This is a genomic window from Kitasatospora sp. NPDC058184 (assembly GCF_042883725.1).
Taxonomy (GTDB): domain Bacteria; phylum Actinomycetota; class Actinomycetes; order Streptomycetales; family Streptomycetaceae; genus Kitasatospora.
The window spans coordinates 51,123-77,763 of the sequence record NZ_JBHVVE010000019.1; the positions used below are offsets into that span (position 1 = coordinate 51,123).

The window sequence follows — 26,641 nt, forward strand, 5'->3', positions numbered from 1 at the left end:
GGCCGTGACAGACTGTCCCGCCAGGGGCGGCGACATCGTCGGCCTGTCCGTCACCCTGGCTCCGGCCCGGGGGCGTGTGGAAGTTCTTGGCCGACCACGCCCGTGCGGGCCTGCTGCTGTTCTGACGGCCGGCGATCGAGAGTAACGGGGGCTTAGGGGTATGGGCGAGGATCCACTCATCGCGGCGGTGCGGAGAGGGGACGAGAACGCGGTCAGGATGCTCCTGGAGGACGGGGCGGATCCCAATGCCGTCGACGAGCAGGGAACCCCTGCACTCTGCCTGGCCATCGCCGCGTTCGACTCGTTGGCCGCCGACTGTCTGGTGGAGGGCGGCGCGGATGTGGACCGTCGGTTGCCCGACGGGACCACCCCGCGGCTGCGGGCCGTCGACAGCGGCTCCGTCGGTCTTGCCCATGGCCTGCTCGGCGAGGCGGCGCTGCTCGGTGAGGACACTCGCGCGGAACTGTTGGCACGTGCCCGGCAGTGGCACGAGACGGGCGCGGTCGGCATGCTGCGGGAACGGACCGGCTCCTCGGGTCCGGTCGAGTGGGTCCGGGTCCGGGACAGGGAATGGTCCACCGACTACCACGAGATCCGACTCGGCGAAACGACCGTCCGCGACGGCCACACAGGAATCCTCACTCTCCTCGAGAAGCATCTCGGACTCCGCCCGGGAGTCGACGAGTTGGCCGTCCGCGCGTGCGCCCTCGCGTACCCCGACCGGGAGCACGCCGTCTGGGGGGAGATCATCAGCACGCTCGCCGAGAGGCAGGACGACGAGACGTGGGAGGCCGCGGTGGCACTGCGGTCCCACCCCGATCCCCTGCGCCGCCGCTTCGGTGCGGAGCTCCTGACATCCCTCTTCCTCGGTGACCCCATGTCCGCCGACCCGAGCCCGTTCGACCAGCGCACGCTGGAGTTCCTCCTCGACTGGGCGGCGGAGGGGGACCACGCGGACGTCCTGGCCGAGGTCTTGGTCGGCCTGAGCCACCACGAGGACCCGAGGATCGAGCCCCTCGGCCTGTCCTTCCTCGCGCACCCCGCCTCGAAGGTGCGCGCCCGAGTGCCCGCGACCCTGGAGCACACGGTCCCGGACCGTTCGGGGCGGTGGACCTACGCGTCCGAGGGGCTGGATGCCATGCGCGTACTGGCTCGGGACAACGACGCCGCTGTTCGCCGACTTGTCGCCCATCGGCTCGCGGAGAGCGGGGAACCGGCGAGCGCGGTCGGCGAGGTCCTCGCCGAACTGCTCGACGACGAGGACCAGGTGACCCGCATCTGGGCCGTCTTCGGACTCGCCGAACGGGACGATCCGCGCTGCGTCGACGGCGCCGCCCGGGTCGGGACCGTCGACGAGTACGAGGCCTGGTCCTGGATACTCGGCGCGCCCTCGCGGTACGAGCAGCGCCGGAAAGAGTTGGAGGCGCCGGCCACCGCTGGGTAGGGAACGCCCGCGCGGGACCTGCTGGATCGCCGCCGCTTCGTACCCTTGTGTCCGGGCGGGCCGGGTCAGCCGAGGTCGAAGGTGTTCGGCAGGCCGAGGCGGTAGCGGGCCTCGTCGACCAGCTTGAGGGGCTCCAGCTCCGGGGGACGGAAGAGCAGCTGGATCCGGCAGCGTTCGGCGGGCGAACCGTCGGCGTCCAGGAGGGCGTTGACGGCGCGGCGCGCGGACTCGTTGGCGCCCTCCATGGTGGCCAGGTCGACGTCGGTGCGGACGTAGTCGCCGGCCAGGAAGAAGTTGCCGACGGCGGTGGCGGCGGAGGGCCGGTGGTAGAGCGTGCCGGCGGGGTGGACCAGGAGTTGCTCGCGGTTGGCCGGGGCCGGCCCGCCCAGGCCGGTGACGGCCGGGTCGAGGAACCACGAGTGCACGTCCGCGTCCGCCGGCCAACCGGCGCCCGGCCGGTCGAGGGCCCGCCGGCACTGCGCCCAGACCTCGCGGGCCACCTCCTCGCGGGTGCACTCCTTGGCCGTCCTGCCGTAGAGGACGCCGGGACGGTCCCACTCCGAGACGCAGACCGAGAGGCAGTCGCGCACCGTGCCGTCGCCGTAGGCGGCCGCGAAGTCGCGGTCCCAGAACTGCGCCTGGTTGACCGTGGTGAGCGACCAGGGGGAGTCCAGGCAGATGGCGTGGCCGTGCACCAGCCGCAGCGGGCGGCGCAGGTAGAACTGGATGCCCGTCATCCAGTCCGTGCCGATCGCGTCGCAGCGCGCCAGTTGGGGATCGGCGGCGCGCAGGCGCGGACCCCAGGTGGTGCGGGCGTGCTCGACCGGCAGCGCGCTGAGGTAGTAGTCGGCCCGCACCGTCTCGGGGGCGCCGCCGCCGGCCGGTGCCACCAGGACCCCGGTGATCCGGCCCTCGCCGTACAGCACCTCCCGGACCTCGGTGCCGGTCCGGAACTCGACGCCCAGTGCGGAGAGGTGGGCCGCCCACGGGTCGATCCAGGCCTCACTGGTGGGGCCGTTGAGCACCCGGTCGAGCTGTCCGTCGACGCCGCGCCCGAGCAGCCCGTTCAGCAGGAAGGCCTCGATGATGGTGCGGGCCACCGTACGGGTGCTGGCCTGCTCGGCCCGGGTCGCCACCAGGTCCCGGGACACGCCGACCCCGAGGAGGCGCTGGTAGTCGTGGGACATCCGCCCGGCCCTGATGAAGTCCCACCACGGCACCCGTTCCCACTGCTGCTCCCGGCGCACGTCGCAGCTGGTCAGGTGGACCAGGACCCGGTCCACGAAGTAGGCCAGCTCGTCGGCGGGCAGGTGCAGCACCTCGTCCAGCGCGCCGGTCAGGGTCCGCCGCAGGGCGTCCGGGGCGAGGTCGCCCAGGTCGAGCGGGCGGCGGGTGAGGGTCCGGAACGGGAGCAGCAGGCCCGGGCGCGGGGCGTCGAAGGCCAGCAGCGCCTGGGTGGCGTCGCGCAGGTTGTCGTGGACGCCGCCGGGGTTGCCCGGGTAGGGGATGCGGCGCAGGGTGTCCGGCAGGTTGCGGTAGAAGCCGGGGAAGAACCGGAAGCCGTGCTCGCCCGGCAGCGCTCGGCGTCCACCGCGCGCGCCGCCCGGCACGTCCATGCTCCGGGCCTTGCCGCCGAGCGCGGCGTAGTACTCGTACACCGTCACCCGGTAGCCGCGCTCGGCCAGTTCGTGCGCCGCGCTCAGCCCGGACACCCCGCCGCCGAGGACCGCCACCGTCCGCCCGGAGCCGCCGCGGGCGGCGGTGCCCGCGCCACGCGGGAGCGCGGCGGCGCCGGCGGCGGGACCGACCGCCAGCGCCCCGCCCAACGCGGCGGCGCGGGTGAGGAACTGGCGTCGGGTCCGCCCGCTCACCGCGTCCTCGTGCGAACCGTCCTGTGAACCCTCGGCCAACCCCATGCTGCGCGCACCTCCGGCTCCTTGGTCACCCCGAGCGGTTGGGATGACCCCCCGGTGTGCAACGAGCGGGACGGGTGCCGGTCACCCGTCCCGGACCAGGGTGGTGGAGGGGTGTTCGACGGGGGTGGGCCGCCCTACGCCCCGTCGTCCTCGAAGCGCGGGAGCGGGGTGCCGCGCCGGGCCATCTCGGCCTCGAAGAGGCGCTGGAACTCCCGCGCGGACTCGTCGAGGACGATCGGCTCGTCATCGTCCTCGTCGGGGACGATGCCCTGCGCTCGCAGCTTCTGGTCCATCACCAGGATCGGGTCCTCGGGGTCGTGGTCGGAGGGGCGGGGCCCCTCGGGTCCGTCCGGGCCGAAGCGGACGGCGCGTTCCACCCGGATGATCCGCAGGAGCCGGTCCTCGACGGTGAGCTCGAAGCCCTGCTCGGCTTCGAGTCGGTCCGCCGCCTCGGCGTAGCGGGCCCGTTGCCGGTCGCTCAGCCGGCGTTCGACCGGCTCGGTCACGCGCAGCCGCATCGACAGGATGTCCCGGGCGCGGAAGGGGGTGGGGGCGTCCATGACGCCGACCGGACGCCACCGGCCGTCGACCCGTTCCGCGACGCCGAAGGCGGCCGGCAGCAGCACCACACCCGGGTGGGTGGTGCTGGAGCGCAGCGCGTCCCGGCGGACCTCGGGCGGGAAGTCGCGTGCGGTGGGCACCAGTTGGATGAGGTCGGTCTTGAGGATGCCGGTGGAGAGCCCGGTCGGCAGGGCGGGGTCCATGACGAAGCCGGCGGCCGGGTCCAGGGCTTCGGCGAGCGGGCGCTTGCGGTGGTCGTCGGGGTCGGTGGAGCGCGGCGGCTCCGGGCCGTCCGGACCGCTGCGGATGTACCGTTCGGCCCGCACCACGCGGTAGCGGACGTCCAGTTCGACCTCGTCGAGCTTCTCCCACTCCAGCCGCCCGGCCGCGGCCAGGTACCGCTGCTGCGCCGCGGTGTCGCCGGCCTGCTCCGCCCGGCCGGCCTGCTCGCGGCAGACCATGCCCAGGTCGTCGCGGGCCGACTGCGGGTAGACCTCGGCCATCGAGGTGCGCAGGGCCCAGCCGCCCGTGGGCAGTTCACGGGCGACGCCGAAGGCCCTGCTCCCGGCCGACAGGATCTGCGGATAGCTGTCGCGGGCCGTCCACGCCTCGACGTCCGCCATCCCCGCCACCGGCTCGGTGGGGGCGGCCATCCTGATGGAGAGGTAACCGGGGACATCGTCAGGGAAGTTCACCATGCGCACATGATGCAACCGGTCGGCCACCGAGCGCAGTCAAACGGCCCCTCCTGTCACTCCGAAGGGGCGGTCACCGCCGTGCCGGGCCATCCCGGCCGGCGCACTACTCGGGTACGAGCACCGCGACGCCCGTCACCCGGTCCGCGGCGAGGTCGGCGAGCGCCGCGTCCGCCCGGCTCAGGGGGTAGCGGCTGAGGTGGACCACCGGTCGGGCGCGGGCCGCCTCCGCCAGGAAGGCCAGGCCGTCGGCCCGGGTGTTGGCGGTGACGCTGCGCAGCGTGCGCTCCTGGAAGAGGTGCCGCTGGTAGTCCAGCGACGGGATGTCGGTGAGGTGGATGCCGGCCACGGCGAGCGTGCCGCCGCGGTCCAGCGCGGTGAGGGCGGCGGGCACGAGGCCGCCGACCGGGGCGAAGAGGACGGCCGCGTCCAGCGGTTGCGGGGGCGGGTCGTACGAGTCCCCGGCGAAGGCGGCGCCGAGTTCCAGTGCGAGCCGTCGGGCCGCCTCGGAGCGGGTGAACACGGCCACCCGGGCGCCCCGGGCGAGGGCGATCTGGGCGGTCAGGTGCGCGGACGCGCCGAAGCCGTAGATGCCGAGCAGCCCGCCCGTCGGCAGTTCGGCCCGTTCCAGGGCCCGGTAGCCGATGATCCCGGCGCACAGCAGCGGGGCGAGTTCCTCGGCGGGCGGGCCCTCGGGCAGCCGGTAGGCGTAGCGGGCGTCCGCGGTGACGTGCCCGGCGTAGCCGCCGTGCCGGTCCCAGCCGGTGTAGCGGGAGTCGGGGCAGAGGTTCTCGCGCCCGCTGCGGCAGTACCCGCAGCGGCCGCAGGTCCGGGCCAGCCAGGCCACCCCGGCCCGGTCCCCGACGGTGAACTCCTCGACCTCGGACCCGGCCGCCAGCACGTGCCCGACCACCTCGTGCCCGGGTGTGCGCCTCGCCGTCCTGGGGGAGAGGTCCCCCTCCGCGAGGTGGAGGTCGGTGCGGCACACCCCGCAGGCCTCCACCTCGACCAGGATCTCCCGCGGCCCAGGCGGGTCGAGCGGCCGGTGCTCCCACACCAGCGGGCCCGGTCCCGGCCCGCCGACCGGCCCGGGGCGGTCCACCACCCAGGCTCCGGTCTCCGTCGGTAGGGGTTCCCTCGTGGTCATCGCGGCCTCCTGCCGGTCCACCGGGCACGCGGACCGCCCGGCGTCACGCTCCGTATGTACCCACGGTGCCCCACGCCCCGCCCCGCCAGGCCGCGCACGGCGTGGCCGGTCAGCCCCAGTACCCCGTGTGGACGGCGGAGGCCTCGTCGAACAGGTGCGGGCCGGAGGCCTCCACGGTGTTGCCGCCGGCCGCGAAGACCAGGCGGCAGGGCAGGTCGAGCACCGGTTCGTCCGGGTCCGCTCCCGCGATGGCGTTCAGTTCGGTGGCGGCGAGCGCGTAGACCACCCGCCGGATGCCGCTCCAGTAGATCGCGCCGGCGCACATCGCGCACGGCTCGGTGCTGGTGTACAGGACGGTCTCGGTGAGCTGGTGCGGGGCGAGGGCGCGGCAGGCCGCCCGGACCAGGTTGGTCTCCGCGTGGGCGGTGACGTCGTGGTCGGTCAGTACGGTGTTCTCGGCCGTGAGCAGGACGCCGCCGGACGCGTCGGTCAGCAGTGCGCCGAAGGGGTGGTTGCCGTGGGCGCGGGCGGAGGCCGCGAGTTCGATGGCCGCGAGCAGGTGGGTGCGGGTGTGGTCGGGCATCGGCGTACTCCTCGGGCGTGGAGCGGGCGGGGTGGAGCGGCTGGGGCGGGGCGGGCGGAGGCCGACGAGCCGGCCCGGCCGTCCGCCCACCTCCATGGCACCACCGAACCCGGTCCCCGGCAGGGGCCGGACAGCCGACCGGCCCGGCCCGCTCCGAGGAACGGACCGGGCCGGGCCGGGCCGGGCACGGCAGCATCAGGAGCGGACGGCCGCCCCCGCCCAGGAGCGGTTGCCGAGGAGGGTCTTGACGTCCGAGGCGAGCCCGTTGTCCGGGTTCACCCGGAACCCGAGCTCGTAGAGGGTGTCCTTGTCCCAGTTGGTGGTGCGCAGCCGGACCGGGACGTCGCCGGGGTGGTTCTGGAGGGCGAGCTTGAGCTCGGCGACCACCTGGGGGTTGATCCGGGCGGCCGGGACGGTGATCTGGACGGGCGGCTTGGTGCCGAGCTCGGCGGAGGAGACGTCGAGGGTGGTGATCTCCTGGCCGAAGACGCTCAGTGACCCGTCGCGCTCGTTGAGCCGGCCGCGGATCGAGATCACGTTGTCCTCGATCATCTGCTCGGCCATGAGGTTGTAGGTCGCCGGGAAGAACAGCACCTCGACCGAGCCGTCGCGGTCGGCGAGGGTGATGATCGCCCACGCGTTGCCGGCCTTGTTGATCCGCCGGTCGACGCCGGTGATCAGCCCGGAGAGCCGGACCTCGCCCTCGGAGCGGCCGGAGTCGAGGAGCTGGGCGATCGAGCTGTCGCGGTTCTGGGAGAGGATGTGCTCGGCGCCGTCCAGCGGGTGGCTGGAGACGTAGAGGCCGAGCATCTCGCGTTCCAGGGCGAGGAGTTGGCGCCGGGGCCACTCGTTCTCGGTGAGCTGGAAGTCGAGTCCGATGCCGGGCCCGCCGCCCTCGCCGGCGTCGAGGGCGCCGAACAGGTCGTCCTGTCCGATGGCCTGCTGCTTCTTCAGCCCGGTGACGGCGTCGATCGCGTTCTCGTGCACGCTGCTGAGCGAGAGCCGGGTGTGGCCGAGCGAGTCGAAGGCGCCCGCCTTGACCAGGGAGTCGACGGTGCGCTTGTTGCACACCACCAGTTCGACCTTGTCCAGGAAGTCGGCGAAGGAGGTGTACTTGCCCTTCTCCTCGCGGGTGCCGACCAGGGACTCGATGACGGGCACGCCGACGTTGCGCACCGCCTTGAGGCCGAACCGGACGTCGCTGCCGACGGCGGTGAAGTCGACCACCGACTCGTTGACGTCGGGGGAGAGGATCTTGATGCCCATCTGCCGGCACTCGGCCAGGTAGATCGCCATCTTGTCCTTGTCGTCGGCGACGGAGGTGAGCAGGGCGGCCATGTACTCGGCGGGGTAGTTGGCCTTGAGGTAGGCGGTCTGGTAGGAGACCAGCCCGTACGCGGCGGAGTGCGATTTGTTGAACGCGTAGCCGGCGAACGGGACCAGGACGTCCCAGACCGCCTGGATGGCCTCGTCGGAGTAGCCGCGCTCCTTGCAGCCCGCGTGGAAGGGGACGAACTCCTTCTCCAGGACCTCCTTCTTCTTCTTGCCCATCGCGCGGCGGAGCAGGTCTGCCTGTCCGAGCGAGTAGCCGGCCAGCACCTGGGCGGCTCGCTGCACCTGCTCCTGGTAGACGATCAGGCCGTAGGTGGGGCCGAGGACGTCCTTGAGCGGTTCCTCCAGCTCGGGGTGGATCGGGATGATCTCCTGCTGGGCGTTCTTGCGCAGGGCGTAGTTGGTGTGCGAGTTCATGCCCATCGGGCCGGGCCGGTACAGCGCGGAGACGGCGGAGATGTCGGCGAACTCGGTGGGCTTCATCAGCTTGAGCAGGGCGCGCATGGGGCCGCCGTCGAGCTGGAACACGCCGAGGGTGTCGCCTCGGGCCAGCAGCTGGTAGGTGGTGGGGTCGTCGATCGGGATCTTCTCGATGTCGACGTCGACGCCCCGGTTGGCCTTCACGATCTTGATGCAGTGGTCGATGATGCCCAGGTTCCGCAGACCCAGGAAGTCCATCTTGATCAGGCCCATGGCTTCGCACGACGGGTAGTCGAAGCCGGTGATGATCACGCCGTCCTTGTCCCGCATGTGCAGCGGGATCAGTTCGAGCAGCGGGGTGGAGGAGAGGATGACGGCGGCGGCGTGCACGCCGGTGCCGCGGATCAGGCCCTCGATGCCCCGCCCGGTGTCGATGATCTTCTTGACGTCGGGCTCGTTGTCGTAGAGCGCCCGGATCTCGGTGCCCTCGTTGTACCGCGGGTGCTTGTCGTTGAACAGGTCGGCCAGCGGCACGCCCTTGCCCATGACGTCCGGCGGCATCGCCTTGGTGATCCGGTCGCCCATGGCGAAGGGGTAGCCCAGGATGCGGTTGGCGTCCTTGACGGCGGCCTTGGCCTTGATCGTGCCGAAGGTGTTGACCTGGGCGGTGTAGGCGGAGCCGTACTTGTCGGTGACGTAGCGGACCATCTGGTCGCGCTGGCGGTCGTCGAAGTCGATGTCGACGTCCGGGGGGTTGATGCGCTCGGGGTTGAGGAACCGCTCGAACAGCAGGTCGTGCTCCAGCGGGTCCAGCTGGGTGATGCCGGTCAGGTAGGCGACCATCGAGCCGGCCGCCGAACCACGGCCCGGGCCGACCGGGATGCCGTTGTCCCGGCCGTACTGGCAGATGTCGGCGACCACGAGGAAGTAGGCGTCGAACCCCATCGGGGTGATCACGCCCATCTCCAGCTCGACCCGGTCCAGCACCTCCTGGCTGGGGTTGTCGCCGTAGCGGTGCTGGAGGCCGGCCGCGATCTTCTGGCGCAGGAAGGAGGCCTGGGTCTCGCCCTCGGGGACGTCGAACTGCGGCATCCGGTCGACGTAGGTGAAGACCTCCTCGTACGACTCCACCCGCTCGGCGATCGCCAGGGTGTTGTCGCAGGCCTCCGGCAGCTCGCGGAAGAGCTCGCGCATCTCCTCGGCGGTCTTGACGTAGTAGCCGCTGCCGTTGAACTTGAAGCGGTTCGGGTCGTCCTTGTTCTTGCCCACGCCGACGCAGAGCAGGCTGTCGTGGGCGTCGGCCTGGTCGGCGGTGACGTAGTGCGAGTCGTTGGTGGCCAGCAGCGGGATGTTCAGCTGCTTGGCCAGGCGCAGCAGGTCCTCGCGGACGTCCTGCTCGATGGAGAGCCCGTGGTCCATCAGCTCCAGGAAGTAGTTCTCCTTGCCGAAGATGTCCTGGTAGGCGCCGGCCGCCTTGACGGCCTCCTCGTACTGGCCGAGGCGCAGCCGGGTCTGGACCTCGCCGGAGGGGCAGCCGGTGGTGGCGATGATGCCGGTCGCGTTGGCGGCGATCAGCTCGCGGTCCATGCGGGGCTTCATGTAGTAGCCCTCCATCGACGCGAGCGAGGAGAGCTTGAAGAGGTTCCGCAGGCCGGTGGCGTTCTGCGCCCACATGGTCATGTGGGTGTAGCGGCCGCCGCCGGAGACGTCCTTGCCGCCCTCGCCGTCGGAGCCGGTGGGGCGCTGGCCGCCGGGGGACCAGAACACCTGCTTCTTCAGGAAGCGCGAGGCCGGCGCGACGTACGCCTCGATGCCGATGATCGGCTTCACCCCGGTCTTGGCGGCCGCGTGGAAGAACTCGTACGCGCCGAACATGTTGCCGTGGTCGCTCATCGCGATGGCGGGCATGCCCTGTCTCTCCGCCTCGGCGAACAGCTTGCCGTTCTTGGCGGCGCCGTCCAGCATCGAGTACTCGGTGTGGACGTGCAGGTGCGCGAAGCTGTCGGACACGGCGCTGTGCTCCTGGGACGGGACGCGGACGGGGAAGCGGTCCACCCTATCCGGTCCGCGACGCCGACGCGCAGCCCCGCGGGCCCGCCGCCGCGATCTTGACGGGGCCCTGTCGGTTCCTTGACGGGATCATGGCCAGTGCGGCCGACCCCGCTCCGGTCAGCCGGCCGTGCGGCCGACGGGCAGCGGCGGCGTGGTCCGCAGGGCCTGGGCGACCTGGGTCAGCCAGCGGGTCTCGGCCTCGATGCCGGCGCTGGCCGGCAGGGACGGCTCGGCCTGCGGCGGGTCGGCGGCCTCGGCGGGGTCGGCGGGCGTGTCCGCCCGCGCGCGGGCGCGGACCAGGGCTGCGGCGATCCGGGCGGCCTCGGCCCGCGCGGCGGCGTCGGTGGCCCGGGCGCCGCCGCCCCGCGGCTGCTCCGGCCCCGCCGGGAGCGTCTCGCCGGTGCGGTAGCGGCGGAGGATCAGCAGCCCGTCCCGGATCTCGATGACCCGGCGGTAGAGCGCGAGCTCGGCGTCGGCGAAGGGCAGCGGGCCGGCGGCGAGGGCGATCTGCGGGAAGACCGCGTGCAGGGCCCGCCACAGCGGGCCGAGCGACCGGTAGCTGCGGTACGCGGCCCGCCAGCGCCGGGCGGCGCGGCCGGCGCGCGCCCACAGCAGGGTGGTCGCACCGGCCAGCAGCAGCACCGCGCACAGCCGCCCGAGCGCCAGCGAGACGGGGTCCTCGGTGCTCTGCTGGCGGCCCGAGCGCAGGGCGCCGAGGACGTCGTCCACCCCCCACGCCGTCCAGAGCAGCCCGACGGCGGCGGTGAGCGTGATCAGGACGAGGGCCGTGCGCAGGGCCGCGGTGTCGGCCTGGCGCGTCCAGGACAGCGTCTGGCGCAGCAGCGTGACCAGGCAGCCGACCACGTAGCCGACGCTGACCAGGTCGTAGCCGGCCAGCGCTACCGGGCCGGCGCCGCCGGTGGCCACCAACTGGCCGTCGACCTCCGTGATCCGGGCGAGCAGGAACAGGACCGTCGCCACGAGGACCGCGAGGGCGACGCCGGCCTGGCGGCGGCGCAGGGCCCGGGCGTCGGCGGCGGGGCGGCGCAGCGAGACGGCGGCCAGGGCGAGGAAGCCGGCGGAGCCCATCTTGAGGTGGTCGGTGAGCATCCAGGACAGGCCCGCCAGGCCGGTCCCGTGGTCGATGTCCGCCCCCGTCCGGCCGGCCATCAGCGCCAGGGAGGCGCCGAAGCACCAGGCGAAGCAGCAGGTGTAGCGCAGGGCCGGCGTGGTGCCGCGGTGCCGGCCGGCGAAGAACCGGTACGTGCTCAGGCCGAGCAGGAAGACCGCGGCGCAGGCGAGGACGGGGTCAGTCATGCGGGCCCGTCGGGCGGCGCCGGCCCAGCAGCGGGGAGAGCCGCTGCGCCCACTCGGCGTCGCGGGACTGGGCGTTGGCCGCCCGGCCGCCGGGCAGCAGGGCGCGTTTGAGGATCAGGGAGGCGAGCAACTCGGCCTCCCGCTCCTGGGGTTCGAGGTAGACGGTGCGGCCCAGGACCTTCCCGACCAGGGTCGGCGACAGGTGCGGCAGCAGGCCGTGGGTGAGCCCGGGGTCGGGCGAGGGGCCGTCGGCGTGGCCCAGCAGGAGGTGGGCGTACTCGTGCACCAGGATGTGCTGGCGGTGCACCTCGCTGGTGTCCTCGGCGTACACGATGTAGTCGGCCTGACCGGTCGTCACCAGCAGCCCGCAGGGCGCCCCGGGCCGTGCGGGCACGGCGATCAGGTCGATCGGACGGCCGCGGGCGCGGGCGAGGCGGGCGACGAGCTCGGCGGCGTCGAACGGGTCGGGCAGGTCCAGTGATTCGCTGATCGCGCGACATCGCCGCATCAGTCCGCCGTGGCGTCGGATCCATCGCAACGCGCGCCTCCCCAGTCCGCCGGGGCCGACGTGGCCGGTCAGCCGTTGCGGGTGTCCCCTCGGCGGCACCACGTCGTGCTCACGGGGAGGGCTTCCCCCTGGCAGCCTCCCGGCGAGCGATAGTCTCGATCACATCGGAGACGGTGTCCAGGGCTTCGGGCGAGAGTTCCACCGCCCGCAGCGCCATGTTCCGTACGCCGGCGTCCCGCAGCGCCTCCAGCAGGGCGAGTTCGGCGACGATCTCCTCGGAGCGGTCGTCGAAGAAGTAGGCGGGGGAGACGTGGAAGAACCCGGCCAGCGCCTCCAGATGGCGCTTGGTCGGGTTGTCGCGCTTGCCGGTGCGCAGCTGCCACAGGTAGGTGGCCGAGAAGGTCTCGCCGGTGGCCTCGCGACAGGCGCGCGCCACGTCCTCGTTGCTGTACTGCTCCCGGTTGGGGCGCCGGACCGTGCGAAACAGTGTCTCGATCTTCTCGGCGAGCGTGCTCGCCCCGGGTTCCGCCATCTCCGCCTCCTGCGCCGCCACTGCCGGTCCCGGCGGCACTGGAACGCGGGGCCGGCCACCGGGTAACCATCGTAGCTTCGGGCGTCGCCCCGGCGTCGGGCGGTGCCGTCCCCGGGGGACGAACGCGGGTCCGGCCCTCGGGGGAGGGCCGGACCCGACGCCCGGTGCGGGATGGTGCAGGGTGGTGCGAGGCGGTGCGCGGGTCAGCAGCAGCCGTAGCTGAAGCTGCCGCAGGTGCCGCACCAGCTCTGGTCGGTGCTGCTGCAGACGTCGTTGTTGGTGAAGGGCTCCTCACCGCCGCTGAGGGCGGTCAGGTCCGGCTCGCCCAGCGGGTGACCGGGGGCGGTGCGGGCCGTCTCGGGGTCCTTCCAGGACCGGACGGTCTCCTCGTCGCTCATGGTCCGACTCCCTCCGGGCCGCTCAGCAGCAGCCGAGGGTGAAGGCGCCGCAGGTGCTGCACCAGCTCCGCTCGGTGTTGTTGCAGAGGTCGTTGTTGGTGATCTGCTCCTCGCCGCCGCTGAGGGCGGTGAGGTCGGGCTCGCCCAGCGGGTGTCCGGGCGTGGTGCGGGCGGTCTCGGGGTCCTTCCAGGACCGGACGATGTCCTCGTTGCTCATGGTTCGACTCCTTCGGGGTCGTTCGGCAGGGGCGTTCAGCAGCAGCCGAAGCTGAAGCTGCCGCAGGTGCCGCACCCGGTCTGGTTGGTGGTGCAGATGTCGTAGACGGTGATCTGCTCCTCGCCGCCGCTGAGGGCGGTGAGGTCGGGCTCGCCGACCGGGTGGCCGGGGGCGGTGCGGGCCGTCTCGGGGTCCTTCCAGGACCGGACGATGTCCTCGTTGCTCATGGTTCGACTCCTTCGGGGTCGTTCGGCGGGGTCGTTCGGCAGGGGCGTTCAGCAGCAGCCGAAGGTGAAGCCGCCGCAGGTGCCGCAGGCGGTCTGGCCGGTGCACATCTCGAAGACGGTCACCGGCTCCTCGCCGCCGCTGAGGGCGGTGAGGTCGGGCTCGCCCAGCGGGTGGCCGGGCGTGGTGCGGGCCGTCTCGGGGTCCTTCCAGGACCGGACGGTCTCCTCGTCGCTCATGGTTCGGCTCCTTCCGCTCCGGGTCGGGGGGTACGGGCCGTCAGCAGTGGGTGCCGGTGGCCCAGGTGGGGCAGCAGCCGCCGGTGCCGAGGGCCTCGCTGCCGCCCTCCTCGTCGGACAGGCCGCCGACGAACAGGCCGAGGTCGACCTCGCCGGACGGGTGGGCGGGGGCGACGGCGCGGGCCGCGTCCTCGGGGTCCTTCCACGCACGGGCGGTGCTGTTGTCGCTCATGGCGTTCCTGCCTCTCGGTGGTGGTTCCTCGACCGGACGGCCGGGCGGCCGACCGGGGTTCGTGGGGACGGGCGTCGAGCGGCCCGTCGGAACGGTGGCCCGTCGGCTTCAGCGGCTCGCGGCGGGGCGCACGTCGGTGTCGGCCGCGCCGAACAGCAGGCGGTACGCGCCCTCCTGCTCGATCAGCTCGTCGTGGCGGCCGCGTTGGACGATCCGGCCGTGTTCGAGGACGAGGATCTGGTCGGCGTTGCGCACGGCGTTCAGCCGGTGGGAGACGACGATCCGGGTGACGGCCAGCTCCGCGAGCGCGCCGTCGACATGGCGCTCGGTCTGCGGGTCGAGGTGGCTGGTCGCCTCGTCGAGCAGCAGCAGCCGCGGCCGGTGCACCAGGGCCCGGGCCAGGGCGACCCGTTGGCGCTGGCCGGCCGAGAGCGCCGAGCCGCTCTCGCCGACGGGCGTGTCGTACCCCATCGGCAGGGCCAGCACGTCCTCGTGCAGCCCGGCGATCCGCGCGGCCCGGACCACCTCGGCGTCCTCGGCGTCGGGCCGCCCGAGGGTCAGGTTGTCCCGGATGCTGCCGCCGAACAGGCTCAGCTCCTGGAGGACGGCGCCGCAGTGGGCGCGCAGGTCGGCGAGGTCGAGCCGGTCGATCGGCACGCCGTCGTGGCGCACCGTCCCCTCGTCGGGCGGGAGCAGCCCGAGCAGCAGCAGGGCCAGGGTGCTCTTGCCGGACCCGGTGCGGCCGACGATGCCGAGCTTGCCGCCGGCGGGGACGGACAGGTCGATCCCGCTGAGGGCCGGCGGCCCGGACGCCTGGTAGCGGAAGGTCAGCGCGCGGACGTCCACCGAGGTCGCCTTCCGGGTGGTGAGCCGTAGCCGGCCGCCGGTCTCCGCCGGGGCGTCCAGGACGTCGAAGAGGCGTTCCACCTGGGCGTTGACGGTGAGGTAGAGCTGGCCGGTGGTCGACAGGGTCTCCAGCGGCGCCAGGACGGACAGCACCAGGCTGTTCGCGGCCAGCATGGTGCCCAGGGTGGAGCGGCCGGTCATGACCATCCAGGCGCCGACGCCCAGCATGAGCAGCGGCCCGAGCGAGGTCATCGCCCGCTGCGCCCCGGAGAGCCCGGCGGTGGCGCGTCCGCGCCGCAGCATCGCGCCCTGGTAGCGGGTGAACAGCCCCTGCCAGTGCTCCACGGCGCGGCTCTCCACGCCGTTCGCCTTGAGCGGCAGGATCGCCTCCAGTGCCTCGACCAGGTAGCTCTGCTCCTCCGCCTTGGCGACCAGCTCCAGTTGGGCGAGGTTGCGCAGCCGGCGGTGGGCGTGGGCCACCAGGAGCAGCTGGAGCAGGAACAGCGGGGCGACGGCCAGCAGGTAGAGGGGCTGCAGCAGCACGACGGCGACCAGGTAGCCGACCAGCAGGACGCCGTCCAGGGCCACGGTCATCAGCTGCTGGGTCAGGGTCTCCCGGGTGCTGGAGACGCTGGAGGTGCGCATCAGCAGGTCGCCGCGGCCCCGTTCGAGGAAGAACCGCAGCGGCAGCCGGAAGAGGTGTTCGACGAAGGAGCGGGTGAGCACCAGGTCGCCGCGCCGGCGCAGGGCGAGCAGCGCCAGTGCGCGCAGGGCGGTCAGCAGTCCGGTGAGCAGGGCGATGCCGACGGCGGACAGGGCCAGCAGGACGGGCAGGTCGGTGCGGTGCTGCGGGAGGAGCGAGTCCACCACGGTGCGGGTGAGCAACGGGACGGCCAGGCCCAGCAGTTGCAGCAGTCCGGTGACCAGGGCGGTCAGGGCGAGCAGGGAGCGGCCGCCCGGGGCGGCCAGGAAGCGCCGCAGGTAGCGGACCATCGGGCGGTCGCGCAGCGGGGTGTGCCGCTCCTCGAAGGACTCGCCCGGCTCCAGGGCGACCGTCACGCCGCCGTACAGGCCGTCGAAGTCCTGCCGGGAGATCTGGCGGCGCCCGCCGGCCGGGTCGACCAGGCGGACCGACCGGCGGTCGACCCGCTCCAGGACGACGAAGTGGTGGGTCCGCAGGTAGGCGATGACCGGGCCGCGCAGCGGCTGCTCCAGTGCGGCGGGGCCGCGGTCGACGCGGACGGTCAGCCCGGCCTGCCGCGCCGCGTCGACGAGCACGGCCGCCGAGGCGCCGTCGCGTCCCGCGCCGAGCAGCGGGCGGCAGTCGGCCACCGTGGAGTCCCGTCCGTAGTGGCTGAGCACCATGGCCAGGCAGGCGGCGGCGCACTCGGTCCGGGTGAACTGCAGCCGCTGGGGCACCCGGTGGGCGCGCCGCCGGGAGCGCTCCCGGGCGGGGGCGGCCGGCCGGGCGGGGTCGGACGCGGCGCTCACGGGGCCTCCTGCGGGGCGAGCAGCAGCACGGGGGCGACGCGCTCGGGCGCGGCGATCCGCAGCAGTCCGTGGCCGATGCCGGCCAGGCCGGTCATCAGGCCGGGCGTGACGATCCCGCCCGGGGTGCCGCAGACCGGTCCGCGCTCCTCGATCGCGGCCAGCAGGGCGTCGCGGGTCCGGGAGTGGTCGTCCCGGGCCCGGGCGACCCCGGCGCGGGCTGCCGCGGCGAACAGCTCCAGGTTGCCGAGGGTGCCGTGGCAGAGGCTGTCGTCGCCGATCGGGCCGGCGTCGGCGGTGGACCGCACGGCGCGCAGCAGCGCCCGGTCGCTCGACGGGGTGCGGGTCCCGGCGGGCAGGTCGGCCCGGAGCAGTCCGATGCCGGGGGCGCCGTGGCACCAGGCGTGCACGGCCGCGAAGGTGCCCGGGGGAGGCGTGGCCCGCCAGGGCCGGGGGGCCTGCTCCCGGTAGTCCGGCCAGTTGTCGACCTCGGGGTCGTAGCCGGCCTCCTCGTAGGCGAGCGCGGCCCGGCCGGTGCGCAGCGCGGCCGGGTCCCCGGTGCGGGCGGCGTGCCGCAGCAGTGCCCAGCCGATCCCGCCGGCGCCGTGGGACATGCCGAGCAGCGGCCGTGCGGCGGGCATCGCGGTGCGCCAGGCGACGGTGCCGCCGGGGTGCGCCTCGGCCTTCTCCACCAGCAGCCGCGCGCAGCGCCGGGCGCAGTCGTGCGCGGCGGCGCCGTACCGGTGCGCCAGGGCCTCGGCCACGGCGAGGCAGCCGGCCGCCCCGCCGATCAGGTCGAGCTGCCGGTCGTCGTCCAGGGCGCCGGCCGCCGCGGTGAACAGGCCCGGTACGGGCTCCGCCAGGGCGGGGTCGTCGAGCAGCACGGCGGCGCAGTCAAACGCGTACGCGGTGCCCGCGAGGCCGCCGAACGCCCCCCAGGAGCGGTTCGGCGTGTGCCGCAGCACGTGGGCCAGGTGCTCCGGGAACGGTGCCAGGATCCGCCGCGCCCACCGCGCGTAGCGCTCCTCCCCGGTGACGGCGGCGAGCTGGGCGAAGAACAGCGCCGTCCCGGGGTAGCCGCCGTACAGGTCGTCCCGCAGGGCGGTGACCCGCCACTGGTCCCGGCTCAGGTCGAGGCCGAGCCAGCCGGCCCGCCCGCCGTCGCGGCGCGCGTCGGCCAGCAGCCGGTCGGCGACGGACCGGGCGAGGCGCAGGGCGCGTTCGCCGGGGGAGCGGTCCGGGCCGGTGGCGGGCCCGGCCGGGCGCGGGTCGGTGCCCGCGGGTGCGGCACCGTCGGCTCCCCCGGTGGTGGCGCGGGCGGCGAAGGCGGCCCGGATGATCCAGTCCTGGGTGGCCAGGTCGTGCTCGTCCATGGCGGCGACGATCCGCCGGGCCCGGTCGAGCCCCGACTCGGGCAGTGCCCGCGGCAGCGACCGGCCGCGGTGGGTGCGCAGGTCGCGGGAGCCGACGACGGAGCGGAACAGCGGGACGTCGCCGCTCCAGAGGTCCTCGGCTTCGAGCCGCAGCAGCGGCCGCTGGGCGGGGTTCCCGGCGGACTGGGCGAAGATCAGCCCGAGCACCCGGTCGCGGTCGAGCGCGTCACGGGTGACGTCCGGGTGGGTGCTCTCGCCCAGCAGGTGGGCGTAGACCCGGGTGGCGCGGACGATGGTGCGGCAGGTGTCCTCGCGGAAGCGCTCCAGCGGGCCGTCCGGTGCGAGCAGCGCCTCGCGGTGGGCGGCGATGGCGCGGTAGCCGGCCTCGAACCCCGCCCGCAGGGACGCCAGGTGGTCGGCCGGGTCGACGTCCCGGCCGTCCAGGCGCGGCCGGTTCGCGCTGCCCTCGAAGGCGCGCTGCACCCTGGTCAGGCGCATCTCGTCGGTGCCGTCGCCCTCCCAGGTGGGCGACTTGAAGGGCATCACGGCGCCCTTGTCGGCGCCCATCCCGCCGACGTCCAGCACCGCGCCGCCGTCGCCGACCAGCACCGAGGGCAGCAGGCCCACCCGCTGCACCGAGTGGGCGAGCAGGTGCTGCGCCGGGTCGTCGTCGATCAGCGGGCTGCCGGTCAGGTGGGGCACGCCGACGTGGAACAGGGACTCCAGGTCGACGGCGACCGGGTGCTCCCCGACGGCGATCACGTTCTCGAAGTGGAAGTCGGTGGCGGCGGTCGCGTAGAGCAGGGCCAGCAGCGCCCCGAGGCGGTGGTAGAACCGCTCGGCGGCCGCGTGGTCGGCGCACGGCGCCGGTTCCACGTACTCGATCCAGCCGTACCCGCCCCGGTCCCACACCGCCACGGTGCCCGGGCCGGGGCCCGGCAGGACGGTGCCGTACCAGTCGACCAGGGCGTTGAAGTGCTCGTGGACGGCCAGCGGCCGGGGCTTGTACACCAGCCGGGCGCCGGAGGAGAAGGTCAGCAGGGCGACCGAGCGGCCCGCCTCGTGGCCGTCGCCGCGGCCCGTGCGCACCTCGGTCAGTTCGCCGGGGTCGCGTCCGGCGAAGAGCCGCTCGACAAGTGCGGGCCGGTCGGCGGTGAAGCGGTCGAGGAACTCCCGGTGCGCGTGGACGGCGTTCCGGGTGGCGCACGCCAGCAGCCGGGCCAGGACGGCGTACTCGTCCAGCAGCGCGGCCAGCCGCTCGGGCTCCCGCTGCCAGGCGATGAAGGCGTGGAAGCGTTCCTGCGGGGTGTCGCCGATCAACTGGCCGGACAGCCGGGCCACATGGAGTTCGAGGACGAGGGTGCGGCCGAGGACGGAAACCAGCTGGTCCCGCAGGCCGGCGGTGAGCGAGCGCCGGACGGCCGCGAGGACGGCGGCGGAGGGCTCGGTGGCGTCCCCGGTGCGGGCGGGTGCCTCCAGCAGGCGGAGGGCCTCGGCGAGGAAGGGTTCGACGACGGCCGCGAAGTCGGCGAAGCCGTGCCGGTGCGTTCCGTCGTGCCCCTCGTCGTGTTCCGTGGTGTCTTCCCCGTCGGGCGCCGGGGGCAGCCGTGGTGCGCGGGCGACGACGTCCTCGACGAACCGGGCCCAGGCCGGTTTGGCGGTGCGGGCGGCCAGGCTGTCGGGGTGTTCGGCGAGCAGTCGGCGCAGCAGGGGCGGGTCGATGCCGAGCGCGCGGGCCTGGGCTTCGGCGGTGTCCGGCGCGTGGTCGGTGAACGCCGAGCGCCAGCGGGCCAGTCGGCGGTCGGCGCGCCAGCCGAGGCTGCCCTCCGCCGGGTTGTCGGCGACCGGGGCGGGCGGGTCGCCCTCGCCGCTCAGGCGTTCGGCCAGCCACAGGCCGCGGGCCCACCAACTCCCGGTCAGGGGTGCGCGGTTGACGCGTGACCAGGGCGGGGCGGCGGCCGCGGCATCGGGCGGGGTGTTCGAGGGCATGCTGGACTCCTGGGGCGCGGAGGACGGGCGATCCGGAGGCGGGCAGGCGGACGCTGCCGGGAACGGGCAGGCATTGGCGGCTGGTGTGAATGGCTGTCTTTCAAGGATTCATGTCAGCTGGTGCCGCGATGCGAGTCTGCTCGGCTTGCGGCGGCCCGTCAAGTGGTGTGAACGGCAATGCCCGAGTCATTCATCTCAGCTGCCAGCAGGGGCAGGCCGGTCGTGCCGTGAAGGCCGAACCGTGCCTCACGCTTGGGATGTTGAGCGCTGCCCACGCCTCTGCGGCGGGCCGCACGGGTGCCGTCGGCTCAGGGTGCGCGACCCGGCGCCGATGTCAGCGGGTGGCGGTGCCGACCGGCTCGTCCGCGTCCTGGGGGTCGTCGGCGTCGCTGAGGCCCAGGCGCAGGTGCTCGATGTGGTAGACGGCCTGGTCGAGCAGTGCGGCGACGTGGTTGTCGTAGAGCGCGTAGACGACCTGGCGGCCGTTGCGCCGGCCGATGACCAGGCCGAGGTTGCGCAGCAGGCGCAGCTGGTGGGAGCAGGCGGACTGCTCCAGACCGACCTCGGCGGCGAGCTCGGTGGCGGCGCAGGGGCCCTCGCGCAGTCGGGAGAGGATCAGCAGGCGGGAGGGTGTGGCCAGGGCTTGCAGGGTGGTGGCCACCCGGGCAGCGCTGGTGGCGTCCAGGCGCGTGTGCGGGACGGCGGTGGCGGGGGTGGCTCCATGACCCATGCGGGCAATACTACAACTGATAGATGAAGGGGCCTTCATATGTTCATGTATCGTGAGTGAGTCACCGGCCCCGCCCTGCCCAGGCCTGCCCCGAAGGGTCCCGTCCGCCATGTCCTCCACCACCCTGACCGAGCGCCCCGCGTCCCCGGGCGCGCCGCGTCCGGACACCGCGCCCCGGCGGCGCACCCGGGTGCTGTCGCTGCCCGAGGCCCGCTGGGCCGCCGCCGCGACGGTGCTCTTCCTGGTCGCGCTGCCGCTCCAGCTGACCGGCGCCCCCGCCTGGACCTGGGGCCCGCTGTACGCCCTCGCCTACGCCACCGGCGGCTGGGAACCCGGCTGGGCCGGGCTCCAGGCGCTGCGGGAGAAGACCCTCGACGTCGACCTGCTGATGATCGTGGCCGCGCTCGGCGCCGCCGCCGTCGGGCAGGTCATGGACGGCGCGCTGCTGATCGTCATCTTCGCCACCTCCGGCGCCCTGGAGGCGCTGGCCACCGCCCGTACCGCCGACTCGGTACGCGGACTGCTCGACCTCGCCCCGGCCACCGCCACCCGGCTGCTGCCCGACGGCGGCGAGGAGACCGTGCCCACCGAGCGGCTGGCCGTCGGGGACACCGTGCTGGTCCGGCCCGGCGAGCGGATCGGCGCCGACGGGCGGGTGCTCGACGGCGCGAGCGAGGTCGACCAGGCCACCATCACCGGCGAGCCGCTGCCGGTCGCCAAGCAGCCCGGCGACGAGGTGTTCGCCGGCACCCTCAACGGCACCGGGGCGCTGCGGCTGCGGGTCGAGCGGGACGCCTCCGACACGGTGATCGCCCGGATCGTGCAGCTGGTCGAGGAGGCCTCCGAGACCAAGGCGCCCACCCAGCTGTTCATCGAGAAGGTCGAACAGCGCTACTCGCTCGGCATGGTGGCCGCCACCCTCGCCGTCTTCGCCGTCCCGCTGGCCTTCGGCGCGGCCTTCACCGGCTCGCTGCTGCGGGCGATGACCTTCATGATCGTCGCCTCCCCGTGCGCGGTGGTGCTGGCCACCATGCCGCCGCTGCTCTCCGCCATCGCCAACGCCGGACGGCACGGCGTCCTGGTCAAGTCCGCCGTCGTGATGGAGCGTCTGGGCCAGGTCGACGCCGTCGCCCTCGACAAGACCGGCACCCTCACCGAGGGCACCCCGCGCGTCACCGACCTCCGGCCGCTCACCGGCTCCGGCCTCGCCGAGGCGGAGCTGCTGGCGCTGGCGGCCGCGGCCGAGCACCCCAGCGAGCACCCGCTCGCCCGCGCCGTCGTCGACGCCGCCCGCGACCGCGGCCTGACCCCGGCCGCCGCCGAGGACTTCGGCTCCACCCCGGGCGTCGGCGTCACCGCCACCGTCGACGGCCGGGTGGTCGCGGTCGGCGCGCCCGCGCGGCTGATCAACGGCCGTACCGACGCCGCGTGCGCCGAAGCCGCCGCGCTGGCGGCCGAGTTGGAGGAGGCCGGCCGCACCGCCGTGCTGGTCGAGGCGGACGGCGTCCCGGTCGGCGTGCTCGGCATCGCCGACCGGCTGCGCCCGGACGCCGCCGCCACCGTCACCGCGCTGACGGCCCTCACGGGTACCGCGCCGATGCTGCTCACCGGCGACAACCCCCGTGCGGCCGCCCACCTGGGCGCCGAGGTCGGCATCACCGACGTCCGGGCCGGGCTGCTGCCGCAGGACAAGGTCGCCGCCGTCCGCGAGCGGGAGGCGGCCGGACGGAAGGTGCTGGTGATCGGCGACGGCGTCAACGACGCGCCCGCGCTGGCCGCCGCCCACACCGGCATCGCGATGGGCCGGGCCGGCTCCGACCTGGCGCTGGAGACCGCCGACGCGGTGATCGTCCGTGACGAACTGGCCACCGTCCCGGCCGTGGTGGCGCTCTCCCGGCGGGCCCGGTCCTTCGTGGTGCAGAACCTGGTGATCGCCTCGGTGTTCATCACCGCCCTGGTGGTCTGGGACCTGGTCGCCACCCTCCCGCTGCCGCTGGGCGTGCTCGGCCACGAGGGCTCGACCGTCATCGTCGGCCTCAACGGGCTGCGGCTGCTGCGCGAGGCCGCCTGGACGAGGGCGCGCGCCCTCTGACGGGTCCGGAACAAGCTCGGACCGAGGCCGGCGCGTCCCCCCGGCGGGGCGCGCCGGCCGAGGCCGTGCGACGCCCGGGTGCGGATGCGGGGCGGCCCCCACCGGCCTAGCGTGGCCCTCATGGAGCTGTTCCCCCCGATCCCGCTGGCCCAGTGGCAGGACTCCAAGGCGACGGTCCACCGCTTCGCCCAGGTCGTCGGCAAGATCCGCCTGGCGGGCAGCGTGCGGCGCAACCACTGGTGGAACGTCCCCTACCACCTCACCGGGCGCGGCATCACCACCCGCCCGATGGCCGTGCTGGACGGGGGCGGGACCTTCTGCGTCGACTTCGACTTCGTCGACCACCGGCTGGTGGTCTCCTCCTCGGACGGCCGCACGGCCTCGTTCCCGCTCACCGGGCAGTCCGTGGCGTCGTTCTACCGCCGTACGCTCGACTCCCTCGCGGCGGTCGGCGTGCCGGTCACGGTCTCGCACCCGTTCCCGTTCGACCTGCCCGACGCCGGCCGGCCGTTCACCGAGGACACCGAGCACGCCGCCTACGACCCGTTCTGGGTCAACCGCTACTGGCAGGTGCTGAGCCAGGTCAACCTGGTGCTGGAGGAGTTCGCCGCCGGCTTCTGCGGGAAGATCAGCCCGGTGCACCACTTCTGGCACACCTTCGACATCGCCGTCACCCGGTTCTCCGGCCGGGTGATCGAACAGCCGCGGACCGTCGACCCGGTGACCCGCGAGGCCTACTCCCGCGAGGTCGTGAGCTCCGGTTTCTGGTTCGGCGACGACTCCTTCCCGAGCCCGGCCTTCTACTCCTACGCGGCCCCCGAGCCCGCCGGCCTGGCCGACAGCCCGCTCCGCCCCGGTGCCGCCCGCTGGGTCGAGCGCAGCGGCAGCCACCTGGCCGTCCTGCCGTACGACGAGGTCCGCGGCCGGGAGGACGCGCGTGCCGTGGTGCTGGACTTCTACGAGTCCGTCTACGAGCCCGCGGCCCGCCTGGCCGGCTGGGACGTCCGGGGCGAGGCCTCGCCTGGCGGCATCACCGACCCGGTGGCGGCCGGGAGCGGCGACTGACGGGAACGGCGACTGACGGCGGACCAGGGCGGTGAGCCAGGGCGGCTGTCCACGACGCGGAGTTTAGGTTAGCCTCACCTAAGCTGCGGTGCGCGTCGACGACGTACGGACCGGCACGGCCGCGGCGTCCGCCCGTTCGCTGGAAGGAGCCCGCCCTGTCCACCGTCACCGCTCCCGCCCGTTTCGCGCTCTTCCCCCTGCGCGTCGCCCGCACCGCCGGGCTCACCCCGCACCTGGTCCGCGTCACGCTCACCGGTGAGAGCCTCACCGGGTTCGTCAACGGCGGCCTCGACCAGCGGATCAAGCTGCTGCTGCCGCTCCCCGGGCAGTCCGAGCCGCTGATCCCGCCCGGCGACGGCGACTTCGGCTGGTACCAGAGCTGGCGGGAGGCCGACCCGCGGGTGCGCCCGGTGCTGCGCACCTACACCGTCCGCGGCCAGCGCCGCGACCCCGACGAGATCGACATCGACATCGCCGTGCACGGGGACCTCGGCCCGGGCTCCCGGTGGGCCGCCACGGCCGCGCCCGGCGACCGGGTGGTGGTCTGCGGACCGGCCGTCGAGGAGGCGGGCGGCGTGGAGTTCCGGCTGCCCGCCGATCCCGGCTGGGTCCTGCTGGCCGGGGACGAGTCGGCGCTGCCCGCCATCGCCGCCATCCTGGAGGAACTGCCCGCGCACCTGCCGGTCCGGGTCTTCGCCGAGGTGGACGGGCCGGCCGAGGAGGCCTACCTCCCGGCCCAGCGCGCCGGGGTCGAGACCGTCTGGCTCCACCGCCGCTCCGGCGCGCCGGGCCTCACCGGGGCGGTGCGCGCCGCCGACCTGCCGGACGGGCGGCCGTACGCCTGGATCGCGGGCGAGGCGGCCTCGGTGCGCGAGCTGCGCCGCCACCTGGTCGGCGAGCGGGGGATGGACCGGCGCGCGGTCTGCTTCATGGGCTACTGGCGGGCCGGGCGCACCGAGGACCAGCGCGCCGAGGACGGCCCGGGGGAGGGCGCCGAGGACTGAAGCGGGGGGCCGCCGGGGAAGCGCCGCCGTACGCACCCTCCCGGAACATGAGGTTCCGTCATATTGTCGTTCTCGCCGACGGCGCGCCCGAGCGCCGGGTGACGGCCCGAGCCACCTCACCACAGCGGGGATGACGATGAAGAGTCTCGCGGCGCGCCTGCTCGCCCTGGTCGCGGCCCTGCCGGTGCTCGCCGTGCTGGCGGCGGGCCCCGGCATCGCGGCGCCGGACGGCGGAGCCGGGGCCCGGCTCGTCGCGTCCTGGACCGGCCCGCTGAGCACCCGGGGGCGCTACATCGTCGACGCCGGCGGCGACCGCTTCAAGCTGAAGGCCGCCAACTGGGCCGGAGCCCAGGGCACTTGGCAGGGCAGCGGGAGCGCCGACGACCCGGCGAACAACCAGGCCGGCCAGGTGTCGCACAACCTCCCGCTGGGCCTGGACCGGGCGCCGGTGGCCCGGCTGCTGGCCGACTTCCACGGGCTGGGCCTCAACAGCGTCCGGCTGCCGTTCGCCAACGCGATGATCCACGACACCGCCCCCGTGCCGGACTCCGCCGTCGCCGCCAACCCGCAGCTGCGCGGCCGGACCCCGCTCCAGGTGTTCGACGCCGTGGTGGCCGCGCTGACCGCCGACGGCTTCGCGGTGATCCTCAACAACCACACCACCAGCTACCGCTTCTGCTGCGGCCTGGACGGCAACGAGCGCTGGAACAGCGGCCAGTCGACCGCGCAGTGGGAGGACGACTGGCTGTTCATGGTGAACCGCTACAAGGCCGACAAGCGGGTGGTCGGCGTCGACCTGCGCAACGAGGTCCGCCGGGACACCTGGGACGACCCCAACTGGGGCCTCGGCGACGCCCACGACGAGTACGCCGCCTTCGAGGAGGCCGGCAACCGCGTCCTGCGGGCCGACCCGGACCTGCTGGTCGTCATGGAGGGCATCAACTGGTACGGCATCCCCGCCGCGGGGTTCAGCCACGGCCGCCCGATGCTCACCCCCGTGCGCAACCTCTCCCACACCCTGATCGACTCCGGCAAGCTGGTCTACGCCGCGCACTTCTACGGCTACACCGGCCCGGCCAACACCGGCGCCGGCAGCGGCCCGGGATCCACCAGTGACCCGCGCTACCAGGACTTCACCCCCGAGCAGCTCGCCCAGGTGGTGGACGACCAGGCGCTGTTCGTCACCCGGGCCGGGCAGCACTTCACCGCCCCGGTGTGGATCAGCGAGTTCGGCGCGGGCGGCCGGGGCTCGACCGACGCCAAGGAGCAGGCCTGGCTGCACGCGTTCACCGACATCCTGGTGCGCGGCGACACCGACTTCGCCGTCTGGCCGCTGGTCGGCTGGGCCGACGCCGCCGGGCGGCCGCAGGACAGCTGGGCGCTGCTCTCCTACGGCCCGGACGGCACCCGGACCGGCCTCACCGACCCCGGCGACTGGCGGGCCGCCGACTGGACCCGGCTGGTCGGCGCGCCGTCGGCGAGCGGCCCGGTGCCCGCCGTCGACCACTGGAGCATGCTCGCCCTCGACCACGCCGACCAGGTCCTCTCCCGGCGGATGCTGGCCCGCCCGGACTGGAGCCCCGGCAACCGCAAGGGCGACTGCCCGGACGGCCTGCGCCTGACCGCCCTCGCCCGCGGCGACAGCCGGGCCCTGTGCACCGACGCGGGTGAGCCGGCCGCCGGCGGCGGCGACTGGACCACCGTCACCGACGAGCGCTACGTCACCGCGGGGGACTGGGCGTCCGGCTACGACAAGCTCCAGTGCCCCGACCGCAGCTTCGCGGTCGGCTACAGCGTGCGCGCCAACGCCGTGGCCGCCCTGCTCTGCGCCCCGGCGGCCGGTCCGCTGCCGCTGACCGGCCGCACGGTCTGGTTCGACCGGGGCGACAACCGGCCCGCCACCGGCGGCTCGGTGGCGAGCGACTGGGCGCCGGGCCGCTACAAGGGCCAGTGCGCGGACGGCGAGTACCTGGCCGGTGTCGCGTCCACCTGGCAGCGCCTCCAGTACGGGGCCCCGGCCGCGCTGCTCTGCCGCCCGCTCGGCTGATCCGGCGGCGCCCCGGGGCCGAATCGGCGGGGCCCGGGGCTGATCCGGCGGCGGCTGCAGGGCCGCTCCGGCGGCGGGCGCTCAGCTGATGCGGCGACGGCCCGGACCCGATTCGGCGACGGCTCCGGGGGTCCGGAGGCCGACGGCGGGAGCGGCCGCCCGTTGAGACGATGACGAACGATCAGAAGC

At 74.3% G+C, this 26,641-nt stretch carries 21 protein-coding genes; 5 read left to right on the forward strand and 16 right to left on the reverse strand.

Features of this window, described 5'->3' with window-relative positions; genetic code table 11:
* Nucleotides 1-160: 160 nt before the first annotated feature.
* Entirely contained in the window at nucleotides 161-1,444 is a 1,284-nt protein-coding gene (locus ACFVXH_RS30150; RefSeq protein ID WP_387828910.1) for a HEAT repeat domain-containing protein, read from the forward strand.
* Between the two features lie 65 nt (nucleotides 1,445-1,509).
* Here the strand turns inward: ACFVXH_RS30150 and ACFVXH_RS30155 are convergent, their stop codons facing one another.
* The 16 genes from ACFVXH_RS30155 to ACFVXH_RS30230 all read right to left on the reverse strand — a co-directional run bounded on the left by ACFVXH_RS30155 (nucleotide 1,510) and on the right by ACFVXH_RS30230 (nucleotide 20,244).
* Nucleotides 1,510-3,360 carry an FAD-dependent oxidoreductase gene (locus tag ACFVXH_RS30155; protein WP_387828912.1) on the reverse strand — a complete coding sequence of 617 codons (1,851 nt, stop codon included), beginning with the start codon at nucleotides 3,358-3,360 and terminating at the stop codon, nucleotides 1,510-1,512.
* Nucleotides 3,361-3,494: 134 nt separating this feature from the next.
* The gene (locus ACFVXH_RS30160; RefSeq protein ID WP_049650251.1) at nucleotides 3,495-4,619 is read right to left on the reverse strand and encodes a DUF5954 family protein; all 1,125 of its coding nucleotides are present in this window, start codon (nucleotides 4,617-4,619) and stop codon (nucleotides 3,495-3,497) included.
* Between the two features lie 103 nt (nucleotides 4,620-4,722).
* Nucleotides 4,723-5,763, reverse strand: a complete 1,041-nt coding sequence (locus ACFVXH_RS30165) for a zinc-binding alcohol dehydrogenase family protein (RefSeq protein ID WP_387828914.1) — start codon at nucleotides 5,761-5,763, stop codon at nucleotides 4,723-4,725.
* A gap of 109 nt (nucleotides 5,764-5,872) precedes the next feature.
* The gene (locus ACFVXH_RS30170; protein ID WP_049650233.1) at nucleotides 5,873-6,346 is read right to left on the reverse strand and encodes a nucleoside deaminase; all 474 of its coding nucleotides are present in this window, start codon (nucleotides 6,344-6,346) and stop codon (nucleotides 5,873-5,875) included.
* Between the two features lie 195 nt (nucleotides 6,347-6,541).
* Complete coding sequence (gene dnaE, locus ACFVXH_RS30175) at nucleotides 6,542-10,108, reverse strand: DNA polymerase III subunit alpha (RefSeq protein ID WP_074003307.1); 3,567 nt, start codon at nucleotides 10,106-10,108, stop codon at nucleotides 6,542-6,544.
* A 159-nt stretch (nucleotides 10,109-10,267) separates the two neighbouring features.
* The gene (locus ACFVXH_RS30180; protein WP_387828916.1) at nucleotides 10,268-11,467 is read right to left on the reverse strand and encodes an MAB_1171c family putative transporter; all 1,200 of its coding nucleotides are present in this window, start codon (nucleotides 11,465-11,467) and stop codon (nucleotides 10,268-10,270) included.
* Nucleotides 11,460-12,005, reverse strand: a complete 546-nt coding sequence (locus ACFVXH_RS30185) for a ParH-like protein (RefSeq protein WP_387828918.1) — start codon at nucleotides 12,003-12,005, stop codon at nucleotides 11,460-11,462. Before ACFVXH_RS30185 ends, ACFVXH_RS30180 begins: the two co-directional genes overlap by 8 nt.
* 79 nt (nucleotides 12,006-12,084) lie before the next feature.
* Nucleotides 12,085-12,507 (reverse strand): hypothetical protein, encoded by a 423-nt coding sequence (locus tag ACFVXH_RS30190; protein ID WP_049659008.1) that lies wholly within the window; start codon nucleotides 12,505-12,507, stop codon nucleotides 12,085-12,087.
* Nucleotides 12,508-12,710: 203 nt separating this feature from the next.
* Nucleotides 12,711-12,905: a hypothetical protein gene (locus tag ACFVXH_RS30195; protein WP_387828920.1), complete on the reverse strand. Its 195-nt coding sequence runs from the start codon at nucleotides 12,903-12,905 to the stop codon at nucleotides 12,711-12,713.
* A 22-nt stretch (nucleotides 12,906-12,927) separates the two neighbouring features.
* Nucleotides 12,928-13,122, reverse strand: coding sequence for a hypothetical protein (locus tag ACFVXH_RS30200; protein ID WP_074003147.1), 195 nt, complete (start codon nucleotides 13,120-13,122; stop codon nucleotides 12,928-12,930).
* Between the two features lie 35 nt (nucleotides 13,123-13,157).
* Nucleotides 13,158-13,349, reverse strand: coding sequence for a hypothetical protein (locus ACFVXH_RS30205; RefSeq protein ID WP_074003146.1), 192 nt, complete (start codon nucleotides 13,347-13,349; stop codon nucleotides 13,158-13,160).
* A 48-nt stretch (nucleotides 13,350-13,397) separates the two neighbouring features.
* Nucleotides 13,398-13,586, reverse strand: coding sequence for a hypothetical protein (locus ACFVXH_RS30210; RefSeq protein WP_074003145.1), 189 nt, complete (start codon nucleotides 13,584-13,586; stop codon nucleotides 13,398-13,400).
* A 40-nt stretch (nucleotides 13,587-13,626) separates the two neighbouring features.
* A complete protein-coding gene (locus tag ACFVXH_RS30215) occupies nucleotides 13,627-13,818 on the reverse strand; it encodes a hypothetical protein (RefSeq protein ID WP_049659012.1) in 192 nt (63 codons plus the stop codon).
* Between the two features lie 108 nt (nucleotides 13,819-13,926).
* Nucleotides 13,927-16,155: a peptidase domain-containing ABC transporter gene (locus tag ACFVXH_RS30220; protein ID WP_387828923.1), complete on the reverse strand. Its 2,229-nt coding sequence runs from the start codon at nucleotides 16,153-16,155 to the stop codon at nucleotides 13,927-13,929.
* Entirely contained in the window at nucleotides 16,152-19,514 is a 3,363-nt protein-coding gene (locus ACFVXH_RS30225; RefSeq protein ID WP_387828925.1) for a type 2 lanthipeptide synthetase LanM family protein, read from the reverse strand. Before ACFVXH_RS30225 ends, ACFVXH_RS30220 begins: the two co-directional genes overlap by 4 nt.
* A gap of 334 nt (nucleotides 19,515-19,848) precedes the next feature.
* Entirely contained in the window at nucleotides 19,849-20,244 is a 396-nt protein-coding gene (locus tag ACFVXH_RS30230; RefSeq protein ID WP_074003144.1) for a helix-turn-helix transcriptional regulator, read from the reverse strand.
* Nucleotides 20,245-20,353: 109 nt separating this feature from the next.
* On the opposite strand from ACFVXH_RS30230, the gene ACFVXH_RS30235 reads away from it, so the two are divergent.
* The 4 genes from ACFVXH_RS30235 to ACFVXH_RS30250 all read left to right on the forward strand — a co-directional run bounded on the left by ACFVXH_RS30235 (nucleotide 20,354) and on the right by ACFVXH_RS30250 (nucleotide 26,452).
* Complete coding sequence (locus tag ACFVXH_RS30235; RefSeq protein ID WP_387828927.1) at nucleotides 20,354-22,336, forward strand: heavy metal translocating P-type ATPase; 1,983 nt, start codon at nucleotides 20,354-20,356, stop codon at nucleotides 22,334-22,336.
* A 120-nt stretch (nucleotides 22,337-22,456) separates the two neighbouring features.
* A complete protein-coding gene (locus tag ACFVXH_RS30240; RefSeq protein WP_387828929.1) occupies nucleotides 22,457-23,401 on the forward strand; it encodes a DUF5996 family protein in 945 nt (314 codons plus the stop codon).
* 197 nt (nucleotides 23,402-23,598) lie between these two features.
* Nucleotides 23,599-24,405 (forward strand): siderophore-interacting protein, encoded by an 807-nt coding sequence (locus ACFVXH_RS30245; protein WP_387829012.1) that lies wholly within the window; start codon nucleotides 23,599-23,601, stop codon nucleotides 24,403-24,405.
* A 130-nt stretch (nucleotides 24,406-24,535) separates the two neighbouring features.
* Entirely contained in the window at nucleotides 24,536-26,452 is a 1,917-nt protein-coding gene (locus ACFVXH_RS30250; RefSeq protein ID WP_387828931.1) for a glycoside hydrolase family 5 protein, read from the forward strand.
* The last annotated feature ends 189 nt before the right edge of the window (nucleotides 26,453-26,641 follow it).

Bases quoted from the DNA above. Each gene is read 5' to 3' on its own strand.
- ACFVXH_RS30150 (WP_387828910.1), top strand. From the start codon at position 161: ATGGGCGAGGATCCACTCATCGCGGCGGTGCGGAGAGGGGACGAGAAC.
- ACFVXH_RS30165 (WP_387828914.1), bottom strand. From the start codon at position 5,763: ATGACCACGAGGGAACCCCTACCGACGGAGACCGGAGCCTGGGTGGTG.
- ACFVXH_RS30160 (WP_049650251.1), bottom strand. From the start codon at position 4,619: ATGGTGAACTTCCCTGACGATGTCCCCGGTTACCTCTCCATCAGGATG.
- ACFVXH_RS30205 (WP_074003146.1), bottom strand. From the start codon at position 13,349: ATGAGCAACGAGGACATCGTCCGGTCCTGGAAGGACCCCGAGACGGCC.
- ACFVXH_RS30230 (WP_074003144.1), bottom strand. From the start codon at position 20,244: ATGGGTCATGGAGCCACCCCCGCCACCGCCGTCCCGCACACGCGCCTG.
- ACFVXH_RS30200 (WP_074003147.1), bottom strand. From the start codon at position 13,122: ATGAGCAACGAGGACATCGTCCGGTCCTGGAAGGACCCCGAGACCGCC.
- ACFVXH_RS30155 (WP_387828912.1), bottom strand. From the start codon at position 3,360: ATGGGGTTGGCCGAGGGTTCACAGGACGGTTCGCACGAGGACGCGGTG.
- ACFVXH_RS30235 (WP_387828927.1), top strand. From the start codon at position 20,354: ATGTCCTCCACCACCCTGACCGAGCGCCCCGCGTCCCCGGGCGCGCCG.
- ACFVXH_RS30225 (WP_387828925.1), bottom strand. From the start codon at position 19,514: ATGCCCTCGAACACCCCGCCCGATGCCGCGGCCGCCGCCCCGCCCTGG.
- ACFVXH_RS30180 (WP_387828916.1), bottom strand. From the start codon at position 11,467: ATGACTGACCCCGTCCTCGCCTGCGCCGCGGTCTTCCTGCTCGGCCTG.
- ACFVXH_RS30250 (WP_387828931.1), top strand. From the start codon at position 24,536: ATGACGATGAAGAGTCTCGCGGCGCGCCTGCTCGCCCTGGTCGCGGCC.
- ACFVXH_RS30195 (WP_387828920.1), bottom strand. From the start codon at position 12,905: ATGAGCGACGAGGAGACCGTCCGGTCCTGGAAGGACCCCGAGACGGCC.
- ACFVXH_RS30240 (WP_387828929.1), top strand. From the start codon at position 22,457: ATGGAGCTGTTCCCCCCGATCCCGCTGGCCCAGTGGCAGGACTCCAAG.
- ACFVXH_RS30215 (WP_049659012.1), bottom strand. From the start codon at position 13,818: ATGAGCGACAACAGCACCGCCCGTGCGTGGAAGGACCCCGAGGACGCG.
- ACFVXH_RS30210 (WP_074003145.1), bottom strand. From the start codon at position 13,586: ATGAGCGACGAGGAGACCGTCCGGTCCTGGAAGGACCCCGAGACGGCC.
- ACFVXH_RS30190 (WP_049659008.1), bottom strand. From the start codon at position 12,507: ATGGCGGAACCCGGGGCGAGCACGCTCGCCGAGAAGATCGAGACACTG.
- ACFVXH_RS30170 (WP_049650233.1), bottom strand. From the start codon at position 6,346: ATGCCCGACCACACCCGCACCCACCTGCTCGCGGCCATCGAACTCGCG.